Here is a 20,710-nt window from a genome sequence, read left to right as displayed (position 1 = left end):
CCGCATGAGCGTCCTCGCCGCCGTCCTCGCCATCGCCGCGGTCGTCTACCTGGTGGTCGCCCTCGTCCGCCCCGAGAAGTTCTGACATGGATGCCGGAACGATCTGGTCCATCGTGCTGACCAGCCTCACGCTCATCGTCGCCCTGGGTCTGGCCTACCGCCCCCTCGGCGACTACATCGCCCGCATCTACACCGGCGAGCGCGACCTCGCCGTCGAGCGCGGCACCTACCGCCTCATCGGAGTCGACGCCCGCAGCTCCCAGACCTGGCAGGCGTACCTGCGATCGGTGCTGCTGTTCTCGGCGATGGGTGTCGTGCTCGTGTACGCGATCATGCGCCTGCAGCCGCTCCTGCCCTTCGCCCTGGGCCTCGAGGCCCCCGGCGAGGCGCTGTCGTTCAACACCGCGGTGTCGTTCGTCACCAACACGAACTGGCAGTCGTACTCGGGCGAGACGACGCTCGGCTACACGGTGCAGTTCGCGGCGCTGACCGTCCAGAACTTCGTGAGCGCGGCCGTCGGCGTCGCGATCGCGGTCGCGCTGGTCCGCGGTTTCGCGTACCGCCGGAGCGGCGTCATCGGCAACTTCTGGGTCGATCTCGTGCGCGGCACGACCCGCCTGCTGCTGCCGTTCTCGGTGGTCGCGGCCGTCGTGCTGCTCGCGGGCGGCGTGATCCAGAACCTGAACGGGTTCACGGATGCCACGACCCTCGCGGGCGCGGCCCAGTCGATCCCCGGCGGCCCGGTGGCATCCCAGGAGGCGATCAAGCTCCTCGGCACCAACGGCGGCGGGTTCTTCAACGTGAACTCGGCCCACCCGTTCGAGAACCCCGCGCCGTGGACCAACCTGTTCGAGATCTTCCTGATGCTCGTGATCCCGTTCTCACTCCCCCGGGCGTTCGGCCGCATCGTCGGCGACGACCGTCAGGGCTACACGATCCTGGGCGTCATGGCCGCGATCTTCGCGGCATCCACGGCCCTTCTCACGTGGGCCGAGCTCGCCGGTGCCGGGGCGGCTCCTCAGCTCGCGGGCGGCGCCATGGAGGGCAAAGAGGTGCGGTTCGGGATCTTCGGCTCGACGCTGTTCGGATCGACGAGCACCCTCACCTCCACCGGCGCGGTCAACTCGATGCACGACAGCTACACGGCGCTCGGCGGTGGGATGCCGATGATCAACATGATGCTCGGCGAGATCGCGCCGGGCGGCGTCGGCTCGGGCCTGTACGGGATGCTGATCCTCGCCGTGATCGCGGTGTTCGTCGGCGGCCTGCTCATCGGCCGCACGCCCGAGTACCTCGGCAAGAAGATCGGGCCGCGCGAGATCAAGCTCGCGAGCCTGTACATCCTCGTCACACCGACGCTCGTGCTGGCCGGAACCGCGCTGAGCTTCGCGCTCCCCGGCATCCGGAGCGACGTCGAGACCACCTCGATCCTCAACCCGGGCGTCCACGGCCTGAGCGAGGTGCTCTACGCCTTCACGTCGGCGGCGAACAACAACGGTTCGGCGTTCGCGGGGCTCACCGCGAACACCCCGTGGTTCAACACGGCCCTGGCTGTGGCGATGCTCCTCGGCCGGTTCCTGCCGATCGTGTTCGTGCTGGCCCTCGCGGGATCCCTCGCGGCCCAGGATGCCGTTCCCGCCACCGTCGGCACCCTGCCGACGCACCGCCCGCAGTTCGCGGGCCTCCTCGCGGGCGTGGCGGCCATCGTCACCGCCCTCACCTACTTCCCGGTCCTCACCCTGGGCCCCCTCGCCGAAGGACTTACGCGCTGATGTCCACGCTCACCCACGCCCCGGCTCCCGCCGCGGCCCCGACTCCGGCCGCTCCGCGCCGCGCGTTCAGCGCCGCGCAGATCATCGCCGCGCTCCCGGGAGCCGCGAAGAAGCTCAATCCCGCGTCGCAGTGGCGCAACCCCGTGATGTTCCTCGTGTGGGTGGGGGCGGCCCTCACGACCCTCATCGCGCTCACCGAGCCGTTCCTCGGCGGCGGCGACGCGTCGCTCCCGTTCGGGTTCACGGGGGGCATCGCGGTCTGGCTGTGGCTCACGGTGTTCTTCGCGAACGTCGCGGAGTCGGTCGCCGAGGGTCGCGGCAAGGCGCAGGCCGCGACGCTCCGCAAGACCCGCACGACCACGACGGCCCGTCGCGTCGTCGCCTACTCCCCCGGAGACCCGCTGGCATCCACCGCCTCCGTCGAGGACGTGCCCTCGGGCGAACTGCGGGTCGGCGAAGTCGTGCTCGTCGAGGCGGGGCAGTTGATCCCCGGCGACGGCGACATCGTCGCCGGCATCGCCACGGTCGACGAGTCGGCGATCACCGGCGAGTCGGCCCCGGTCGTGCGCGAGTCCGGCGGCGACCGCAGCGCCGTCACCGGCGGCACGCGGGTGCTGAGCGACCGCATCGTCGTGCGGATCACCTCGAAGCCGGGCGAGACGTTCGTCGACCGCATGATCGCGCTCGTCGAGGGCGCGTCGCGGCAGCGCACGCCGAACGAGATCGCGCTGAACATCCTGCTGGCGAGCCTGTCGATCGTGTTCGTCGTGGTCGTGTTGGTGCTGAACCCGATCGCGTCGTACGCCGCCGCTCCGGTGTCGATCCCGGTGCTCGTGGCGCTCCTCGTCTGCCTCATCCCCACGACGATCGGTGCTCTCCTCAGCGCGATCGGCATCGCGGGTATGGACCGCCTCGTGCAGCGGAACGTCCTGGCGATGTCGGGCCGCGCCGTCGAGGCAGCGGGCGACGTCACGACGCTGCTGCTCGACAAGACCGGAACCATCACGTACGGCAACCGCCGGGCGTCGGCGTTCGTCGCGCTGCCGGGCGTCGGCTCCCCCGAGCTCGCCGAGTACGCCTCGCTGTCGTCGCAGGCCGACCCCACCCCCGAGGGCGTCTCGGTCGTCGAGCTCGCCGCCGCGCAGGGGGTCGTCGCCGAGATGCCCCGGGGCGCCGAGCCCGTGCCCTTCACGGCGCAGACCCGCATGTCGGGGGTGGACCTGCACAGCGGCGAGATGGTGCGAAAAGGAGCGGCGTCGGCCGTTCTGACCTGGTTGGACGGCCTCGAGGCGGCTGTGCCCGACGTCACCCGTGCCGAACTCCTGAGAATTGCGGACGCGATCGCCGAGTCCGGCGGAACTCCGCTGGTGGTTGCGACCGTCTCCCCCGATTCTTCAGGAGTTTCGCACGGCCGCGGGCGCGTGCTCGGCGTCATCCACCTGAAGGACGTCGTCAAAGACGGTCTGCGCGAGCGGTTCGGCGAGCTGCGGGCCATGGGCATCCGCACCGTGATGATCACGGGCGACAACCCGCTCACGGCGAAGGCGATCGCCGCCGAGGCCGGCGTCGACGACTACCTCGCCGAGGCCACGCCCGAGGACAAGCTCGCGCTCATCCGCCGCGAGCAGGAGGGCGGCAACCTCGTCGCGATGACCGGCGACGGCACCAACGACGCTCCCGCGCTGGCGCAGGCCGATGTGGGCGTCGCGATGAACACCGGCACGTCGGCCGCGAAGGAGGCCGGCAACATGGTCGACCTCGACAGCGACCCGACCAAGCTCATCGACATCGTGCGCATCGGCAAGCAGCTGCTCATCACGCGCGGCGCCCTGACGACGTTCTCCCTCGCCAACGACATCGCGAAGTACTTCGCGATCATCCCGGCGATGTTCATGGGCGTCTTCCCCGGGCTCGGCGTGCTGAACGTGATGCAGCTGTCGTCGCCCGCTTCGGCGGTGCTCAGCGCCATCATCTTCAACGCGATCGTCATCATCGTGCTCATCCCGCTCGCCCTGCGCGGCGTGAAGTACCGCGCCGCGAGCGCCTCGCACATCCTCAGCCGCAACCTGCTCGTGTACGGGCTCGGCGGCATCCTCGTCCCCTTCATCGGCATCAAGCTCATCGACCTCGTCGTGAGCCTGCTCCCGGGATTCTGAAAGGCCCTGCCATGCGCACCACCCTGCGTACCGCCGGCGTCGCCGTCCGCGCGATGCTCGTCTTCACCGCCGTCCTCGGCGTCGGCTACATGCTCCTGATCACCGGGATCGGCCAGCTCGCCCTCCCCGCCCAGGCGAACGGGTCGCTCGTCCGCTCGGCCGACGGCGCGGTCATCGGCTCGACGTTGATCGGGCAGTCGTTCCAGGATGCCGACGGCCAGGCGCTCCCGCAGTACTTCCAGTCGCGGCCCTCGGCGGCGTCGTGGGATGCCGCCGCCTCGACCGGATCGAACCTCGGCCCCGAGAACACCGATCTCACCGCCGCGATCTCGGAGAACCGCTCCGCGTTCGAGGCGTTGAACGGTGCGGGCGTGATCCCGGCCGACGCGGTCACCTCCTCGGGCTCGGGCCTGGACCCCCATATCTCCGTCGACAACGCCGAGCGCCAGGTCGCGCGCGTCGCCGAGGCCCGCGGCATCCCGGTCGCCGACGTCGAGGCCCTCGTCGCCGAGAGCACTCGGGGCCGGGATCTCGGGTTCCTCGGGGAGCCGCGCGTCAACGTGCTCGAGCTCAATCGCGCACTGGACGCCCGATGACGCGCGAGAATCGCTGACATGCGTTCGCTCCGTCCCGCCGTCGCGCCCCGTGCGCGGCGGCGGTGGCGCGCGTCGGCCCCCGGGAGCGCCGCGTGAAACGCGGTCACCTGCGCGTTCTGCTCGGGGCAGCGCCCGGCGTGGGCAAGACGTACGAAATGCTCGAAGAGGGGCGCCGCCTCGCGGCCGAGGGTCGCGACGTCGTCATCGCGATCGTCGAGACCCACGGCCGCGCGGCGACCGCGGCGCAAGCCGAGGGTCTCGAAGCGGTGCCCCGGCGCGCGGTGGCCCACCGGGGCGTCGACCTCGACGAGATGGACCTGGATGCCGTGCTCTCGCGGCATCCGGATCTCGCGCTCGTCGACGAGCTCGCGCACACCAACGCCCCCGGCTCGACGCACGGGAAACGGTGGCAGGACGTCGAGGCGCTCCTGGACGCCGGCATCGACGTCATCACCACCGTCAACGTGCAGCACATCGCCTCGCTCGGTGACGTTGTCGAGAAGATCACCGGTGTCGTGCAGCGCGAGACGGTCCCGGATGCCATCGTGCGCGCCGCCGACCAGATCGAGGTCGTCGACCTCGCGCCGCAGTCACTGCGCGACCGGTTGGCATCCGGCTTCGTCTACCCGGCCGAGCGCATCGACGCGGCCCTGTCGAACTACTTCCGGCTCGGCAACCTCACGGCGCTGCGCGAGCTCGCGCTGCTGTGGCTCGCCGACGAAGTCGACTCCGCGCTGCAGCGCTACCGCGTCGAGCAGGGCATCGAGGGGTCGTGGCAGGCGCGCGAGCGGGTGGTCGTCGCCCTCACCGGCGGTGCCGAGGGAGAGACGCTGCTGCGCCGCGGCGCGCGCATCGCCGCACGGTCCGCGGGCGGTGAACTGCTCGCGGTGCACGTGTCCACGCAGGACGGCCTGCGCGCCGAAGAACCCGGCGCCCTCGCCGCCCAGCGCGCGCTCGTCGAGTCGCTCGGCGGCACGTACCACCAGGTCGTGGGCGACGACGTCGCCGCCGCCCTGGTCGACTTCGCGCGCTCGGTCAACGCCTCGCAGCTCGTGATCGGCGTGAGCCGCCGCGGGCGGCTCGGAGCAGCCCTCACCGGGCCCGGCATCGGCGCGACCGTCATCCGTCTCTCCGGTGACATCGACGTGCACATCGTCAACCACGCCCGCGCCGGCGGCCGCTTCACCCTCCCGCGCCTCACCGGCCCGGCGCTGAGCGCCAAGCGCCGCGTGCTCGGTTTCGTCACGGCCCTGGCCGGCGGCCCCCTCCTGTCGTGGCTGCTCATCGCCACCGGCACCGAGGACTCCATCACCACCGACGTGCTGGCGTACCAACTGCTCGTCGTCGTGGTCGCGCTCATCGGCGGGATCTGGCCGGCGGTCTCGGCAGCGGTGCTGTCGGGCCTCACCCTCGATTTCCTCTTCATCGAACCGCTCTACACGATCACGATCGCCGACCCCGACCACGCGCTCTCGCTCGTGCTGTACGTCATCATCGCGGTCCTCGTCAGCCTCGTCGTCGACCAGGCCGCGCGCCGCGCCCGGGCCGCTCGCCGTGCCGCCGCCGAAGCCGAGCTGCTCGCCACGGTGTCGGGCAGCGTCCTGCGGGGCGAGAGCGCGGTGCCGGCGCTCGTCAGCCGCGCCCGTGAAGCGTTCGGCCTGTCGGGGGTGCGGCTCGTGGCATCCGATGGCTCGGTGCTCGCCACCGACGGCGAGCCCGTGCGCGACGGACGCCGCACCGATCTCGCCGTGGGCGACGGACGTGCGCGCCTCGAGCTGCACGGTCGAGACCTGGATGCCGCCGAACGTCGGCTGCTCGACGTCGTCGTCGCGCAGCTCGCCGCCGCTCTCGAGCGCACCGACCTGGCCGAGACCGCCGCCGAAGCGGGGGTGCTCGCCGCGACCGATCAGGTGCGCAGCGCCCTGCTGTCCGCGGTGAGCCACGATCTGCGGCGCCCCCTCGCCGCGGCGGTGGCGGCGCTGGGCGGCCTGCGCGCGGCCGGCGACCACCTCTCCGACGACGACCGCCGCGAACTGCTCGAGACCGCCGACGAGAGCCTTGCGACCCTGTCGGTCCTCGTCACCGACCTGCTGGACGTCAGCCGCGTGCAGGCGGGAGTGCTCGCCGTGTCGCTGACGGCGGTCGATGCGGCCGACGTGGTGATCGCGGCCCTCGACGAGCTGGGCCTCGGCCCCGACGACGTCGAACTCGCCCTCGACCCCGACCTTCCCGCTCTTCGCGCCGACCCCGTGCTGCTGCAGCGCGTGCTCGTGAACGTACTGAGCAACGCCGTCCGCTTCACCCCCGACGGTCGGCGCGCCCGCGTGGCCACGAGCCGACTGGGCGGCGTCGCCGAGATCCGCGTCGTTGACCACGGCCCCGGCGTCGCCCCAGAGCGGCAGAGCGACATGTTCGCCCCGTTCCAACGCCTCGGCGACACCGACAACACCGTCGGCCTGGGCCTCGGCCTCGCCCTCTCGCGCGGATTCACCGAGGGCATGGGCGGCACCCTCACCCCCGAGGAGACCCCGGGCGGCGGGTTGACGATGGTCGTGGCGCTGCCGGTCGCCGAGGCGCCTCCGGCCCCGCGCGGCGTCGGGGCCGCGGCATCCGGTGCCGACCGGAGCGGCCGCGGTGCCGCGTCCGACCGCGCTGACGCAGACCCGGCATCCCTTCCCCGGACGGAGACGTGATGAAGGTCCTCATCGCCGACGACGACCCGCAGCTCGTGCGGGCGCTGCGCATCACCCTTGCCGCCCACGGATACGACGTCGTGGCCGCCGCCGACGGCGCCGCGGCGATCACGCTCGCCGCACAGGCTCACCCCGACATCGTGCTGCTCGACCTCGGGATGCCGCACCTCGACGGCGTGCAGGTGATCCAGGCGCTGCGCGGCTGGACGACCGCACCGATCATCGTGGTGTCCGGGCGCACGGGCTCGGCCGACAAAGTCGAAGCGCTGGACGCCGGGGCCGACGATTACGTCACCAAACCGTTCCAGATCGACGAGCTGCTCGCGCGGCTGCGGGTGCACGCGCGGCGTTCGGTGCCGTCGAGCGGCGAGTCGGTCGTGCGGTTCGGCGACGTCGAGGTCGACCTCGCCGCCAAGGCCGTGACACGCGCCGGCGCCCGCGTGCACCTCACGCCGACCGAGTGGCGGATGCTGGAGTTCCTCGCCCGCAACCCCGGCTCGCTCGTCACCCGCCAGACGCTGCTGAAGGAGATCTGGGCCAGCGAGCAGGTCGCCGACTCCGGGTACCTGCGGCTGTACATGTCGCAGCTGCGCAAGAAGCTCGAGGCCGAGCCGTCCGCGCCCACGCACCTGCTGACCGAGCAGGGGATGGGGTATCGGCTGGTGCTGTAGCCCGCGGGCGGCGCGGCGGGACCCGCGGCCGGGGCCGGGTCGATGGGTGTCCGACGCGCGGCCCGGGCCAGGTCGGTGGGTGTCCGACGCGCGGCCGGGACCGGGGTCGCCGGCCGAGTCCAGGCCGGGGCCGGACTCCTGAGAAAACGCGCCCTCGCGGTTCTCCGCGCGGCCGTGAGGCGCCGAAGGCACAGAAACTCAGGAGTTTGGGCCGCGCCTCCGCGACCCTCGGCCCCTCAGCGCCCGCGGCCGCCGGGGCGCCCGAGGCGGTGCCACGACCCGCGAGACTGCATCCGCCCGACAACAGGGCGTCATGCTGCAGCGGGTTTGTCAGTCTCACTCTTCACTCGCGACACCGCGCCTCACCGACGTGTCCGTGAGAAGTCGGGGAAGCGGGGTGTCGGAGGATCCCACGGCTCAGATCGACGTCCCCGCGATCTCGCGAAGCGTGTCGAGATGACTCCTCCACGCCGCTCGCCCCTCCTTCGTCAGGGTGAGCGAGGTGCGGGGCAACTTGCCCGCGAAGGACTTCCCCACGGCGAGGTAGCCGGCGGCCTCGAGGGTCGAGACCTGCTTGCTCAGCGCCGAGTCGGTGACCTCGACGGCATCCCGGACCTCTTTGAAGCTCAGCGTGGTCGCCCGGTCGAGAGCCGCGACGATGGAGAACCGGACGGGGTTCTGCAGCAGCTCGTCGAGCCGGTGCCGGGGATGCGGAGTCGACGTGGTCACGACCGAGCCTCGCGTGCCGCGCAGCTCAGGGAGACGACGAGCACGAGGCCCGAGGCCAGCGCCGCGAGCAGCACGTTGCCGTGCGCCCAGATGACGACAGCCAGGGCGAGAGCGTACGAGACGAACCAGCTCGCGATGTAGCCCGTCCAGCGGCGGCCGCGGGCGAAGGCGGCGCGGCCCTGGATGCTGACGACGAAGAAGATGATGAGGGCGAACACCACGGCCAGCAGGCTCACATAGGCGAGGCCGAAAGCGTCTCCGGTCGCGACGGCCATCGCGAAGGTGCCCATCGAGGTCGCCACCCCGAGCGCGAGGATGAAGCTGATGTACGGCCACCGCGTTGCGTTGTGCGCGGCGTGGCTGAGGCGGTCGGCGCGGTCGAGCAGCAGTCGGGCTTCGGACGGGGCCATCGCGGGCGTGTGGTCCATGGCGGATCCTTTCGTTGAGCATACTCTGGCAACTACTTTCACTTTCGGCAAGTACTTTCTTCTATTCCGACGGCGCGGCACCCACCCGCCCCACGCGACGTAGCCTGGAGGGGTGACCCTCCCCTTCGACGTGGCCGCCGTGCGGGCCGAGTTTCCGATCCTCGGCACCGAGGTCGACGGCCGGCCCCTCGTCTACCTCGACTCGGCCGCCACGAGCCAGAAGCCGCGTGCGGTGCTCGACGCCGAGCGCGATTTCCTCGAGCACGCGAACGCCGCCGTGCACCGCGGCGCGCACTTCCTCGCGGCCGAGGCGACGGAGCTGTTCGAGGACGCCCGCGCCACCGTCGCGGGCTTCGTCGGCGGCGAGCCGGAGCAGCTCGTCTGGACGAGCGGTGCCACCGCCGGCCTCAACCTCGTCGCGGGCTCGCTCGGGTACGCGGGCCGCCTCCGCGCGGGCGACGAGATCGTCGTGACCGAGGCCGAGCACCACGCGAACCTCATCCCGTGGCAGGAGCTCGCCGCCCGGACCGGCGCTCGCCTGCGCCACATCCCCGTCCACGACGACGGCACCCTCGACATGACCGCCGCGGCCGACCTCGTCGGCGAGCGAACGAAGGTCGTCGCCTTCCCGCACGTCTCGAACGTGCTCGGCATCGTGAACCCGGTCGCCGAGCTCGTCGCCCTGGCCCGCAGCGTCGGCGCGCTCACGGTGCTCGACGCCTGCCAGTCGGCGCCGCACCTGTCGCTCGACCTTCCGGCCCTCGGGGTCGATCTGGCCGTGTTCTCGGGGCACAAGATCTTCGGGCCGTACGCGATCGGCGGGCTCTGGGGCCGCGACGAAGTGCTGTCCGACCTCCCGCCGTTCACCACCGGCGGCTCGATGATCACGACCGTCACGCTCGACCGGGCCGAGTACCTCCCGCCGCCCCAGCGCTTCGAGCCCGGCACGCAGCCGGTGTCGCAGGCCGTGGCTCTCGCCGCGGCCGTGCGTTGGCTCGGCGGCCTCGACCTCGACGCCGCCCACGCGCACGAGGCCGCACTCGAGCGGCGCCTGCGCGAAGGGCTGCGGTCGATCGACGGCATCCGTCTGCTCGGAGACACGGATGCCGCCGACCGCGTCGCCCTCCAGGCGTTCGAGGTCGAGGGGGTGCACGCGCACGATGCGGGTCAGTTCCTCGATGCCCGCGGGGTCGCCGTCCGGGTCGGGCACCACTGCGCGCAACCGCTGCACCGGCGTTTCGGCATGACGGCATCCGTCCGTGCGAGCGCGGCCATCCACACGACCGAAGCCGAGGTCGACACGTTCCTCGACGCCGTGTCGGGCATCCGCGGCTTCTTCGGGGTGAGCGCATGAGCGGGCTCGAGTCGCTGTATCAGGAGTTGATCCTCGACCACTCCAAGAACCGCCGCGGCTTCGGCCTCGTCGACCCCGGCGCGCACAGCGCCACCGTGCACCAGCGCAACCCGGTCTGCGGCGACGAGATCACGCTGCGGGTCGACGTCGACGGCGACCGCGTGGCATCCGTCAGCTGGGAGGGTGCGGGCTGCTCGATCTCCCAGGCTTCGGCATCCATGCTCGTCGCCCTTCTCCGCGAAGACGGCGGCGACGACGGGATGCCGAAGGCCGACGCCGAGGCGTTGATCGGGAAGTTCCGCGAGGCACTGCGCTCTCGCGGAAAGATCCCCCTCGACGAGGAGACGTTCGCCGACGCCGCCGCGCTCTCGGGCGTCTCGAAGTACACCGCACGAGTGAAGTGCGCGATGCTGGCGTGGGTCGCGCTCGAAGAGGGGCTGCGCCAGGCCTGAGGGCGCTGCGCCCCGTCGCCGCGCCGGGGCGCCGCGCAGGCACCGACCCAGCCCGGCGTGGCACAACCTCAGCGATCCGCACAACCTCAGTGGCATCCACCCCATCGCTACTGACTTTGCGCACATCCCTGAGCGAACGCGCACTGACCCACGCCCTCGCGCATGGCCCTGTGTCAGCGCCGACAGCGGCGCTATCCTGCCCCCAGACCCCCAGACCTTCGGAAGGACGGATGCCATGGCGGCAGGCGGAGCGGGATTCAGCGACGAAGAACGCGCGGCGATGAAGCAGCGCGCCGAAGAGCTCAGGGCCATGAAGGGCCTCAAGGGCGCGGCGAAGCTCGCGAAGGAGAACGACGCCTGCCTCGAGGCGATCGAGAAGCTCGAGGGCGACGACCGGGCCATCGCGGAGCGCGTGCACGTCATCGTGCTCGAGGAGGCACCGCACCTGAACCCGAAGACCTTCTACGGATTCCCCGCGTACGCGAAGGACGGCAAGGTCGTGGTGTTCTTCCAGCCGGCGTCGAAGTTCAAGACCCGCTACGGAACGGTGAGCTTCGACGAGACCGCGCAACTCGACGACGGCCCGATGTGGCCGGTGTCCTACGCGGTGCTCGAGGTCACGCCCGAGGTCGAAGACGCGATCCGCGTCCTCGTGCGGCGGGCCGCCCCCACCACCTGACCAGCGGAGGGATGCCACGGCCGTGGGCCCTGGCATCCGGAGTCTCCCCGCCATACGACGCGCCCCCTCGCGAGAGAACGTTTCTCAACTGCGGCGCCGACCGCGACACGCATTGACGCGGCCGTGCGCCCGGGGTTTGGGTGAAGACATCCGTCACGACGTCGTGATCGCGAGATCGCCGCCGCGTCGGAGGGTCTACGGATCCTGCCTGCACGACACGATCGGTCGGGCGACCGGCTGGAGAGGACGAAGATGTCAGGGAACAGAGCAGTCGCGTACAAGGAGCCCGGGGTCGTCGAGGTCATCGACACCGACTATCCGGAGTTCGAGCTGAAGGACGGGCCCGGGGTCAACCCGGCCAACGTCGGCCGCAAGGTGCCGCACGGAGCGATCCTGCGCACGGTGTCGACGAACATCTGCGGATCCGACCAGCACATGGTGCGCGGTCGCACCACTGCCCCGGCCGGCCTCGTGCTGGGCCACGAGATCACCGGCGAGGTCGTCGAGGTCGGACCCGACGTCGAGTTCGTCAAGGTCGGCGACATCGTCTCGGTGCCGTTCAACATCGCGTGCGGCCGCTGCCGCAACTGCAAGGAGGGCAAGACCGGCATCTGCCTCAACGTGAACCCCGACCGCCCCGGCAGCGCCTACGGGTACGTCGACATGGGCGGCTGGGTCGGCGGTCAGGCCGAGTACGTGCTCGTGCCGTACGCGGACTGGAACCTGCTGGTGTTCCCCGACCGCGAGCAGGCGCTGGAGAAGATCCTCGACCTGACGATGCTCTCCGACATCTTCCCGACCGGCTTCCACGGCGCGTACACCGCGGGCGTCCGCCCGGGATCCACGGTGTACATCGCGGGCGCGGGTCCGGTGGGTATCGCCGCGGCGGTCGGCGCGCAGCTGCTGGGCGCGGCCGCGGTGCTGGTCGGCGACCTCAACCCCGAGCGCCTCGCGCAGGTGCGCTCCCTCGGATTCGAGAGCGTCGACGTGTCGAAGGGCGATCCGGGAGAGCAGATCGAGCAGATCCTCGGGGTTCCCGAAGTGGATGCCGCGGTCGACGCGGTCGGCTTCGAGGCACGCGGCCACGGGGCCGACGCCGGACACGAAGCCCCCGCGACGGTGCTGAACTCACTGTTCCAGGTGACGGCGGCCGGTGGCGCCCTCGGCATCCCGGGTCTGTACGTCACGGGCGACCCGGGCGGTGTCGACGAGGCGGCCAAGGTCGGTTCGCTGTCGCTGCGATTGGGTCTCGGCTGGGCCAAGTCGCTGTCGTTCACGACGGGGCAGTGCCCGGTGATGAAGTACAACCGGCAGCTGATGATGGCGATCCTGCACGACAAGGTGCAGATCGCGAAGGCCGTCAATGCGACGCCGATCAGTCTCGACGAGGCTCCGCAGGGCTACGCCGACTTCGACAAGGGCGCGCCCCGCAAGTACGTGCTGAACCCGAACGGCTACATCCGCACCTGAGTGGGAACGGGGGCGGCGGGCCGGATCGTCCGGCCCGCCGCCTTCGGCGTTCAGCCGACGAGCATGCCCTCCAGGCGCTGGTAGCTGGTCTCCATACCGTCGATCATGCCCGTGGCGAGAACCATGTCGCGGGTCGCGGCATCCGGGTACTCGATCAGCAGTGTCAGCAGGGTGGCGCCGTCCTCTTCGTAGAGGAACAGGTCGTTCGTCGTGGACGGGAAGTCGGTGCCGGTCATGTGCTCGGTCTGCACCACGCGTCGAGGCGCGTCGATGAGGAGGACCTCGCCGTCGAAGCCGAACGCCTCGCCCTCGGTGCCGGGCTCGGGCGCCCATGCCGTGCGGTAGGTCGCGCCCGCGGTGTCGCCGATCTCGCACTCGGTCATCCGCCACCCGTCCGGCCCGAGCAGCCACTGCCGCATGAGGTCGGGGTCGGTGTGCGCGCGCCACACCAGGTCGCGCGGCCCGTCGATGAGGCGCGTGATGCGCACGTGCTGGTCGCTGAGCACCTCGAGCTGCGTGCCCTTGCCCTGCGCGTAGGCGCGGAGGTCCTGCAGCACGATGTCGAGCTGGTTCATCGCGAGAGTGGATCCCTCGACGACGCCCATCGCCACGACCTGCTCGAGCGCCTCGGCCGAGGCGAAGCGCGACACGCTCGTGAGACGCGAGCCCTCGGGCGTCGCTTCGAACGTCAGCGCCATGTGCATCGCCGGCATCGTCTCGAGCGGTTCGCCGTCGTCATCGGCGAACGAATCGATGACCTCGTATCCGCGTGGCGGATCGATCGAGAGGAATTCCCAGGTGCCGTTCGCGCTCTCGCCGGTCGGCGACGTCATGCGGTATTTCGCGCGCCCGCCGGGGGCGAAGTCGAACTGGTCGAAGGTCGACGGCCACCCGGGAGGGCCCCACACCCGCTCGAGCTGCCGCGGGTCGGTGAACACCGCCCACAGCCGCTCGGGGCCGACCGGGAAGTCGGCGACGAGGGTCATGGTGAGCGACTCGGTGTCGGTGTCGACGGACGTGACGGGCATGAGGGACTCCTTCGTCTTTCAGTTCTCGGTCGTGGTCGGAGGGTGGATGCCGGATGCCGTGGCATCCGGGTCTTCAGCGAGGAGCGCGTCGAGGCGATCGATGCGTCCGCGCCAGAGGTCTTCGTAGGAGCGGAGGAGCAGCTGTACCCGCGCGATAGCGGCGGGGTCGGCGCGCACGAGCCGCTCTCGCCCCTCGGCGCGCTTGGTCACCAGCCGCGCCTCGACGAGCACCCCGATGTGCTTGGAGACCGCGGCGAACGACATCGCGTAGCCCGCGGCGAGCGCGGACACCGATTGCTCGGCGACGAGCGTGCGCCGGACGATGTCGCGCCGTGTCGCATCGGCGAGCGCGTGGAAGACGCGGTCGATGTCGGTGTCGGCGGGGGTGACTTGTTCAACCATTTGGTTGGACGTTAGCACCGAAGGCGTACAGCTGACAATGGTGGTCACGCCGGACGTTCGGGCGTCACCGCAGTGCGATCCTCGACCTGCGAAGCCTCCCAGCCCAGTGTCGGGCCACTGTGCTAGATTTTGGTCATCAGACATCGCCCCCCTCTGAGCCTCGGCTCAAGGGGGCGATTTTCTTTGTGCTGTATACGTTGATCCGTGGAGTACACGAAGGAGTTCAAGGAGCGCGAAGAGTTGCTGCGGCAACTCGAGCAGCGCGGGCTCGCGATACCCGACCCTGAGGAAGCGATCCAGTTCCTGACACGCGTCGGATACTTCCGTTCCGGGGCGTACCGGTACGTACTGCGGGAGCTCCTCCCTCCCGCCGCAATCAATCCCCGCCTGCGCCAGTTCCGCTCCGACCAGTACGTCGCCGGCGCCACGTTCGATCACGTCCTCCAGCTGGAGGCCTTCGACGCAAAGCTCGCGCGAGTGTGCCTGGAGGGGCTTCTCGACTTCGAGGTGAGGGTGCGCGCGGCCATCGCGCACACCCTGGCGTCACGGGATGTCGCGGCGCACACGCGCATCGACTTCCTCGATGAACGGATGTGCCGCCAACCTACGAAGACGGGGACGAAGTTCGATGCCTGGATGAAGACCTGCGCTGAAGCCATCGAGGCCGCAGCGGAGGACGAAGACTTCATCGCTCACCATCTCCTCAAGTACCCAAACCAGCCGGTTCCTATCTGGGCTCTCACGGAGGCCCTGAGTTTCGGAAAGCTGCCGTTCCTCTTCGAGCTGATGAAGACCGAGGATGCTCGCGAAGTCGCGCGCTGCTTCGGCTTCGAGCATCCGCGCCCCTTCGGGGCCGTACTCCGAATGATGGTAGATCTGCGGAACGCGTGCGCACACGGCTCTCGCATCTTCAACCGCGCCTTCAAGCGCCCGCTCTCATTGAAGAAGCACGAGACTCGTGGCACGTTGCTCGATCACGTCGTGGGGGACGCGTTCACGATCTCTCCCAAGCCCCAACAACGCGTCTACATCTATGCTTCGGCGCTCGCATTCATGTTGCGATCGCACGTCGCGGGCACGAACTGGCATCTGACGTTTCGGACACAGGCGAAGAAGCTCAACTTCGAGCTCCGCGGCCCGGACGGAACGCCCTTGGTCTCGCATCAGAGGAACATGGGGTTCCCTCTGGAGTGGGAGACGTTGGAGCTGTGGAGACCCTCCGCCTAGATGGCGTGCGAGGCAGGCGGGTCTCGTTGGTGCACCCCGTCCGAAATCCATTCACCCGCATCCACATCCCTCTCGCGGGCGTAGGCTCGAAGCAGAGGACGGACCGTCCGAGAAGATCTCCCGGCACCGTGCCCGCCCGGGAAGAAGCCCATCCATGGCTCAGTACGACGTCTCGAACCGCTCGGCGATCGTCACCGGAGGCGGCAGCGGAATCGGCCGCTCGACCGCCCTGCTCCTGGCCCACAACGGCGCCGCCGTGGTCGTGAACGACCTCGACGCCGACAACGCGAACGCCGTCGTCGACGAGATCCGCGCGGCCGGCGGTACGGCCGAGGCCTCGGTCGGCGACGCGACCGACAGCGCGTGGATCGCGTCGTCGGTCGAGCTCGCCAACACCCTCGCGCCCCTGCGTATCGGCGTCAACAACGCCGGGATCGGCGGCGCCGCCGCCCCCACCGCGGAGTACACGGAAGAGGCCTGGGACAAGGTCATCGCGATCAACCTCAACGCGGTGTTCCGCAACATGAAGGCGCAGATCCCCTCGATCCTCGCGAACGGCGGCGGCTCCGTCGTCAACATCGCGTCGATCCTCGGCAGCGTCGGCTTCGCCACGTCGCCCGCGTACGTCGCCGCGAAGCACGCCGTGGTCGGCATGACGAAGACGGCGGCGCTGGAGTACTCGGCGCACGGTGTGCGTGTGAACTCCGTCGGCCCCGGCTTCATCGACACGCCGCTCCTCAGCGCACTCGACGACGACACCAAGGCGTTCCTCGTGAGCAAGCATCCGATCGGCCGCCTCGGCAAGCCTGACGAGGTCGCCCAGCTCATCGCGTTCCTCGCCAGCGACGCCGCGAGCTTCATCACCGGCAGCTACCACCTCGTCGACGGCGGCTACACCGCCGCCTGATCCCGGATGCCGCGGCGGCGGGGCCAGCGTCCCGGTCGCCGCGGCATGATCAGGGTGCGACCGACTCCTCGAGCGTCCCGTCCGGCAGCACCACCCACCCCTCGCGTCGCGCGATCTCGAGGTCGACGGCAGCCGGCCGCGCGAACCTCCCCAGCGCTCCCGCACGGGTCGCGAGCGCTGCGATCAGCGCGTCGAACGCATCCCCCGACGACACCGCGACCGGCGCGAACGCACCCACGTCGAGCCACGGCGCCCGCTGCTGCAGCGTGTCGAGCAGGGTCGCCCGGCGAGTGGCATCCACTCGGTACTTCATCGTGTCGAAACCCCAGATCCGCAGCGCGCCGCCGGGGTAGACCTCGAACAGCCGACCCTCGGCCGCGCGGCCCACGGGGAATCCCGACGCCGTGAGACGGCGCATCAGGCCCGCGCCGCGCAGCGCGGTCACCCCGAGCCGGTCGGTCGAGACGCTGAGCGGCCACCGCCCGATGCGGTCGCGCACGACGACGTCAGTGCGGCGGTAGACGAGCCCGCGTCGCCAGTCGGCGCCGCCGTCGACCTCGCCGAGGTGCGGCTGCTCGCCGAGGTGATGCGCCCCGACGAAGTCGACGAACGCGTCGGGCCACCCCAGCGGACAGTCCAGTCCCAGCCAGCCGTCCGCGCCCACGGATGCCACGATGTCGACGTCGTCGACACCGACCTGCAGCCGCACGAGCCGGGCTCTGCCGGGCGCCCACTCGATCTCGGCGAGCGCCGTCCCTGGTACCCCGGCGGCGAGGTCGACGCCGATCGTTCTCATCCCGGCAGAGTACGCGGGGGCACCGACACCGCGGCGCCACCCTCCCCATCGAGGACGAGAACCTGTCAGGATCGACCCATGCCCACGGAAGACGACCTCCCCGACTCGCTCGAGCCGGGCGAGAGCGTCCCGCCGCGGCCCGAACCACCCGCTCCCCCATCCCCGCGGGGCGACTTGCGCGCGGTCTCGATCATCGCCGTCGTCACGGGCGCGATCGTGGTGGCGTGGCACATCTTCCTGGTGTCGGTGAGCGCCGTCGCCGAGTTCGATCAGCTGCTGTGGATCCAGCTGGGCATCTGGGCCCTGGCCCTGGTGTCGTTCGTGACCGGCATCCTGAGTCTGAACGCGCGGATGGCGCGGGAGCTCGCCGCGGCCGGATTCATCGCGGGTGTCGCGGCCTTCCTGCTGTCACTGTCGATCGGGCTGTTCAGCACCGCGGTCTTCTTGAACTGACGCGCACCCGAGCCCCGCATCTCCGGAGCCCGGCACAACGCCCCCGCCGCACCCCCGGCTCAGCGCCCGTTCGTCTCCCAGCCCCGCGCCATCTCCACGACCGCGGCTACCGCGGCCTCGGTGTCGGCGGGGGTCCCGCCCACGCGGCCGGCGACGAGCCCCGCGACGAAGGCGCTGAGCGGAGCGGCGGGGCGGGCGACGCCGTTCGCGACGTCGCGGGCGAGGTCGAGGATCAGCGCGACGGGGATGTCCCCCTCGGCTAGACCGAACCGCTCGGCGAGCGCGGCGCTCCAGTCCTCGAGCGCCTCGGGCGGCAGGGTGCGGGATTCGGTCACGGTTCCTCCTCGGGCTCACACGCGGCCGATCCCCCGGCCGCCGTCAGATCGTCCCACGTGTCGATGTCGCGCGACACCTCCGCAGGCGCATCGACGAGCGCGATCCGCAACCCTCCGAGGAGCGTCCGCATCGCGGCATCCCGCCCCCCGTTCTCGAGCCCGGATGCCACGCACCGCAGCGCCGCGGTGCGGTACCGGCCCGTGAGCCACTGCGGTCGGCCGTCGGAGCCCAGGCACACGCCGTCGGACTCGGGGGCGATCGGGGGGAGCGCGGCGAGCGCTCCGGCCGGGGAGACGAGGTCGCATGCGAGCAGCAGCACCTCGTCGGCGCGGACAGTCGCGAGAGCGGCGACGACCGCCGCGACCGGTCCGCCGAAGGGCGGATCCTCGCGCACCCACTCGACGTCGAGCGCGGGGTCGAGCACGGGCGCGGCGACGACGATCCGCTCCGCCCCGCCGGCCCGCGCGGCGGCGATCGCGGCCGCGAGCAGCGTCGTCCCGCCGACACGGAACAACGGCTTCGCGGCCCCGTCCACCCGGGAACCGCGGCCTCCGGCGAGGAGGATCGCCTCGACGCTCACAGCAGCAGCACCTCGACGGTGTCGCCCGGCTCCAGGTCGAGCTCGCCCGGTGGGATCACGGCGTAGGCCGTGGCATCCCCCAGCCCCCGCGTCGATCCGCGGGCGCCCGGGGTGGGCGGCACCGCCCGCCACCGCGCGGGGTCGGTGCGGTCGAGGCGCACGGGCACGTACTGCACACGGTCGGGGCGCACGCGCCAGCCCTCGGCGAGCGCCACCCGCACGGTCGGGCGGCCGAGGTCGGCGTCGCCCTCGAGCGCGTGCAGCGCCGGCCGCACGAACACCTCGAACGACACCGCCGCGCTCACGGGGTTGCCGGGGAGGCCGAACACGAGCGTTCCCGCTGGAGTCCGCCCGAAACCTTGCGGCCGCGCCGGCTGCATGCGCACCTGCGTGAACGTCAGCAGGTCGCCGAGGGTGTTCTTCACCACCTCGTACGCTCCCGCGCTCACCCCGCCCGAGAACACCACGACGTCGGCCCCGAGCCGCTCGGCCTCGGCGATCATCCGGCGCGGGCCGTCACCGTCGTCGCCGATGCTCGCGCGCAGCACCACGTCGGCCCCCGCCTCTTCGGCGAGGCCGGCGAGCAGCAGGCTGTTGGACTCGGGGATCTGCCCGTACCGCAGCAACTCGCCCGGCGCGATCAGCTCCGACCCCGTCGACACCACGGCCACGCGCGGCGCCCGCGCCACCCGCACCGACGGGACCCCGGATGCCGCGATCGCGGCAATCCGCGCGGCGGTGAGCCGCAGCCCCGCGGCGACGACCGTCTGCCCGGCCCGCGTGTCCGACCCGCGACGGCGCACGTGCGCGCCGGGGCCGCGCGGGGCACGGAGCACCACGGTCGACGACAGCGACTCGGCCAGCCCGTCGCGGGTGTCTTCGAAGGGCACGATCGCCGTGGCATCCGTCGGCACGGGGGCGCCCGTCATGATCCGCACGGCCTCACCCGGACCCAGGCGCGGATCCGCCCCGGTCCCCGCCGGGAGGTCGGCGACCACCCGCAGCTCAGCGGGCGCCGTGGCGACGTCGTCGAACCGCACCGCGAAGCCGTCCATCGCCGAGTTGTCGAAGCCCGGCACGTCGACCGCGGCGATCACCGGATGCCGCAGCACCCGGCCCCGCGCACGGTCGAGGGGGAGCTCCTCGGGGTCGAGGGGCTCCACGGCCGCCAGGATCGCGGCGAGGTGCGCGGAGACCTCGATCACGGCGCTCCGACCGCGCGGATGTCGAGAGGCATGCTTTCAGCGTAGGCGGCGGGTCGTGGCATCCGGCGTGTCCGCACACCCGGGTCTCGGCGCTGCCACCCGGCCCACGTACCGTGTCGTGCATGACCGACCTGACCTACGCCGAGATCGGGGCGACGGCGGGTCCGCTGCCCGCCGGGTACCACCACGTCCGCGCCGAGCGGGTGATCGGGCACGGCCGCGCGGTGTTCGCGCGGGCTGCCGACGCGCTGCTGTCCGGGGGCGTGCAGCGCCGCGCCGGCGCGACCGTGCGCCTGTCGGAGTCCCCGTTGCGCGACGGAACCCGGTTCGACATGCGGCTGGGGGCCTTCGGCATCCCGTGTCTGGTGGTGTGGGCGGAACGCGACGACGATCACGCGGGCTTCGCGTACGGCTCGTTGCCCGGGCACCCCGAGTGCGGCGAGGAGCGCTTCGCGCTCAACCTGGCCCCATCGGGCGAGGTGACCTTCACGATCACGGCGTTCTCACGGCCCGGACGCTGGTTCACGCGCCTGGCCGGACCGCTCAACCGCCTCGTGCAGAAGCGCATGACGGCGCGCTACCTGCGGACGCTCGACTCCCCGACGCGCTGAGCGTCCCGGGACGAGTACCGCACAACTCCGGCAATCCGGATACCAGGCCCCCCTCAGCCCCACCCCGAGCCGGCTCCGCAGGAGTTGTGCCCGCCGGCCGACGCCCCGAACGGACGACCCGGCCCGCGCCACCGCGGGCAAGCCGCACCGCGCACAACTCCGGCA

The 20,710-nt window shown here is 71.3% G+C and carries 22 protein-coding genes; 14 read left to right on the top strand and 8 right to left on the bottom strand.

Annotated elements, in window-relative coordinates:
- Positions 1 to 4 precede the first annotated feature (4 nt).
- The 6 genes from kdpF to FE256_RS13565 all read left to right on the top strand — a co-directional run bounded on the left by kdpF (position 5) and on the right by FE256_RS13565 (position 7,888).
- Positions 5 to 85 carry a K(+)-transporting ATPase subunit F gene (kdpF, locus tag FE256_RS13590; RefSeq protein WP_138176504.1) on the top strand — a complete coding sequence of 27 codons (81 nt, stop codon included), beginning with the start codon at positions 5 to 7 and terminating at the stop codon, positions 83 to 85.
- A 1-nt stretch (position 86) separates the two neighbouring features.
- Positions 87 to 1,772 (top strand): potassium-transporting ATPase subunit KdpA, encoded by a 1,686-nt coding sequence (gene kdpA, locus FE256_RS13585; RefSeq protein ID WP_138176502.1) that lies wholly within the window; start codon positions 87 to 89, stop codon positions 1,770 to 1,772.
- The gene (gene kdpB / locus FE256_RS13580) at positions 1,772 to 3,928 is read left to right on the top strand and encodes a potassium-transporting ATPase subunit KdpB (protein ID WP_138176500.1); all 2,157 of its coding nucleotides are present in this window, start codon (positions 1,772 to 1,774) and stop codon (positions 3,926 to 3,928) included. The genes kdpA and kdpB overlap by 1 nt, the downstream gene beginning before the upstream one ends.
- Positions 3,929 to 3,939: 11 nt before the next feature.
- Entirely contained in the window at positions 3,940 to 4,524 is a 585-nt protein-coding gene (kdpC, locus tag FE256_RS13575; RefSeq protein ID WP_138176498.1) for a potassium-transporting ATPase subunit KdpC, read from the top strand.
- A 92-nt stretch (positions 4,525 to 4,616) separates the two neighbouring features.
- Entirely contained in the window at positions 4,617 to 7,217 is a 2,601-nt protein-coding gene (locus FE256_RS13570; RefSeq protein ID WP_138176496.1) for a DUF4118 domain-containing protein, read from the top strand.
- Positions 7,217 to 7,888, top strand: coding sequence for a response regulator (locus FE256_RS13565; RefSeq protein WP_138176494.1), 672 nt, complete (start codon positions 7,217 to 7,219; stop codon positions 7,886 to 7,888). The genes FE256_RS13570 and FE256_RS13565 overlap by 1 nt, the downstream gene beginning before the upstream one ends.
- 417 nt (positions 7,889 to 8,305) lie before the next feature.
- Here FE256_RS13565 and FE256_RS13560 read toward each other — a convergent pair whose 3' ends face one another.
- A complete protein-coding gene (locus FE256_RS13560) occupies positions 8,306 to 8,617 on the bottom strand; it encodes a winged helix-turn-helix domain-containing protein (protein WP_138176492.1) in 312 nt (103 codons plus the stop codon).
- The gene (locus tag FE256_RS13555; RefSeq protein ID WP_138176490.1) at positions 8,614 to 9,045 is read right to left on the bottom strand and encodes a chemotaxis protein CheY; all 432 of its coding nucleotides are present in this window, start codon (positions 9,043 to 9,045) and stop codon (positions 8,614 to 8,616) included. Before FE256_RS13555 ends, FE256_RS13560 begins: the two co-directional genes overlap by 4 nt.
- A gap of 112 nt (positions 9,046 to 9,157) precedes the next feature.
- On the opposite strand from FE256_RS13555, the gene FE256_RS13550 reads away from it, so the two are divergent.
- The 4 genes from FE256_RS13550 (at position 9,158) to fdhA (ending at position 13,000) form a co-directional block, all read left to right on the top strand.
- Positions 9,158 to 10,399 carry an aminotransferase class V-fold PLP-dependent enzyme gene (locus tag FE256_RS13550; protein ID WP_138176488.1) on the top strand — a complete coding sequence of 414 codons (1,242 nt, stop codon included), beginning with the start codon at positions 9,158 to 9,160 and terminating at the stop codon, positions 10,397 to 10,399.
- Positions 10,396 to 10,851, top strand: a complete 456-nt coding sequence (gene sufU / locus FE256_RS13545; protein ID WP_138176486.1) for a Fe-S cluster assembly sulfur transfer protein SufU — start codon at positions 10,396 to 10,398, stop codon at positions 10,849 to 10,851. The genes FE256_RS13550 and sufU overlap by 4 nt, the downstream gene beginning before the upstream one ends.
- 235 nt (positions 10,852 to 11,086) lie before the next feature.
- On the top strand, positions 11,087 to 11,530 hold the full coding sequence (locus tag FE256_RS13540) for an iron chaperone (RefSeq protein ID WP_138176484.1): 444 nt from the start codon (positions 11,087 to 11,089) through the stop codon (positions 11,528 to 11,530).
- Between the two features lie 252 nt (positions 11,531 to 11,782).
- Positions 11,783 to 13,000: a formaldehyde dehydrogenase, glutathione-independent gene (fdhA, locus tag FE256_RS13535; protein WP_138176482.1), complete on the top strand. Its 1,218-nt coding sequence runs from the start codon at positions 11,783 to 11,785 to the stop codon at positions 12,998 to 13,000.
- A 50-nt stretch (positions 13,001 to 13,050) separates the two neighbouring features.
- On the opposite strand, the gene FE256_RS13530 is transcribed toward fdhA, so the two are convergent.
- Both FE256_RS13530 and FE256_RS13525 read right to left on the bottom strand, forming a co-directional pair.
- The gene (locus FE256_RS13530; RefSeq protein ID WP_138176480.1) at positions 13,051 to 14,028 is read right to left on the bottom strand and encodes an SRPBCC family protein; all 978 of its coding nucleotides are present in this window, start codon (positions 14,026 to 14,028) and stop codon (positions 13,051 to 13,053) included.
- A gap of 18 nt (positions 14,029 to 14,046) precedes the next feature.
- Complete coding sequence (locus FE256_RS13525) at positions 14,047 to 14,430, bottom strand: ArsR/SmtB family transcription factor (protein ID WP_138176478.1); 384 nt, start codon at positions 14,428 to 14,430, stop codon at positions 14,047 to 14,049.
- Between the two features lie 204 nt (positions 14,431 to 14,634).
- On the opposite strand from FE256_RS13525, the gene FE256_RS13520 reads away from it, so the two are divergent.
- Together FE256_RS13520 and FE256_RS13515 are read left to right on the top strand one after the other, a co-directional pair.
- A complete protein-coding gene (locus FE256_RS13520; protein WP_138176476.1) occupies positions 14,635 to 15,657 on the top strand; it encodes an Abi family protein in 1,023 nt (340 codons plus the stop codon).
- A 154-nt stretch (positions 15,658 to 15,811) separates the two neighbouring features.
- Positions 15,812 to 16,564, top strand: a complete 753-nt coding sequence (locus FE256_RS13515) for an SDR family NAD(P)-dependent oxidoreductase (protein WP_138176474.1) — start codon at positions 15,812 to 15,814, stop codon at positions 16,562 to 16,564.
- Between the two features lie 49 nt (positions 16,565 to 16,613).
- Here FE256_RS13515 and FE256_RS13510 read toward each other — a convergent pair whose 3' ends face one another.
- A complete protein-coding gene (locus FE256_RS13510; RefSeq protein ID WP_138176472.1) occupies positions 16,614 to 17,360 on the bottom strand; it encodes a DUF429 domain-containing protein in 747 nt (248 codons plus the stop codon).
- A gap of 78 nt (positions 17,361 to 17,438) precedes the next feature.
- Between FE256_RS13510 and FE256_RS13505 the strand changes: the two genes are divergently transcribed.
- On the top strand, positions 17,439 to 17,813 hold the full coding sequence (locus FE256_RS13505) for a hypothetical protein (protein WP_138176470.1): 375 nt from the start codon (positions 17,439 to 17,441) through the stop codon (positions 17,811 to 17,813).
- Positions 17,814 to 17,872: 59 nt separating this feature from the next.
- Here the strand turns inward: FE256_RS13505 and FE256_RS13500 are convergent, their stop codons facing one another.
- Genes FE256_RS13500 through FE256_RS13490 form a run of 3 tightly spaced genes read right to left on the bottom strand, consistent with a single transcriptional unit; the run spans position 17,873 to position 19,934 of the window.
- Positions 17,873 to 18,148, bottom strand: a complete 276-nt coding sequence (locus FE256_RS13500) for a DUF6457 domain-containing protein (RefSeq protein WP_138176468.1) — start codon at positions 18,146 to 18,148, stop codon at positions 17,873 to 17,875.
- Entirely contained in the window at positions 18,145 to 18,729 is a 585-nt protein-coding gene (gene mobA, locus FE256_RS13495; protein ID WP_171024340.1) for a molybdenum cofactor guanylyltransferase, read from the bottom strand. Before mobA ends, FE256_RS13500 begins: the two co-directional genes overlap by 4 nt.
- Positions 18,726 to 19,934: a molybdopterin molybdotransferase MoeA gene (locus tag FE256_RS13490; protein ID WP_138176464.1), complete on the bottom strand. Its 1,209-nt coding sequence runs from the start codon at positions 19,932 to 19,934 to the stop codon at positions 18,726 to 18,728. The genes mobA and FE256_RS13490 overlap by 4 nt, the downstream gene beginning before the upstream one ends.
- A 122-nt stretch (positions 19,935 to 20,056) precedes the next feature.
- Between FE256_RS13490 and FE256_RS13485 the strand changes: the two genes are divergently transcribed.
- Entirely contained in the window at positions 20,057 to 20,545 is a 489-nt protein-coding gene (locus tag FE256_RS13485; RefSeq protein ID WP_138176462.1) for a DUF1990 domain-containing protein, read from the top strand.
- The last annotated feature ends 165 nt before the right edge of the window (positions 20,546 to 20,710 follow it).

It is taken from the genome of Microbacterium sp. 5K110 (assembly GCF_005774735.1).
Taxonomy (GTDB): Bacteria; Actinomycetota; Actinomycetes; order Actinomycetales; family Microbacteriaceae; genus Microbacterium.
Note: the sequence above shows the minus strand (reverse complement) of the source record. Positions and strands in the feature narration are given on the sequence as shown.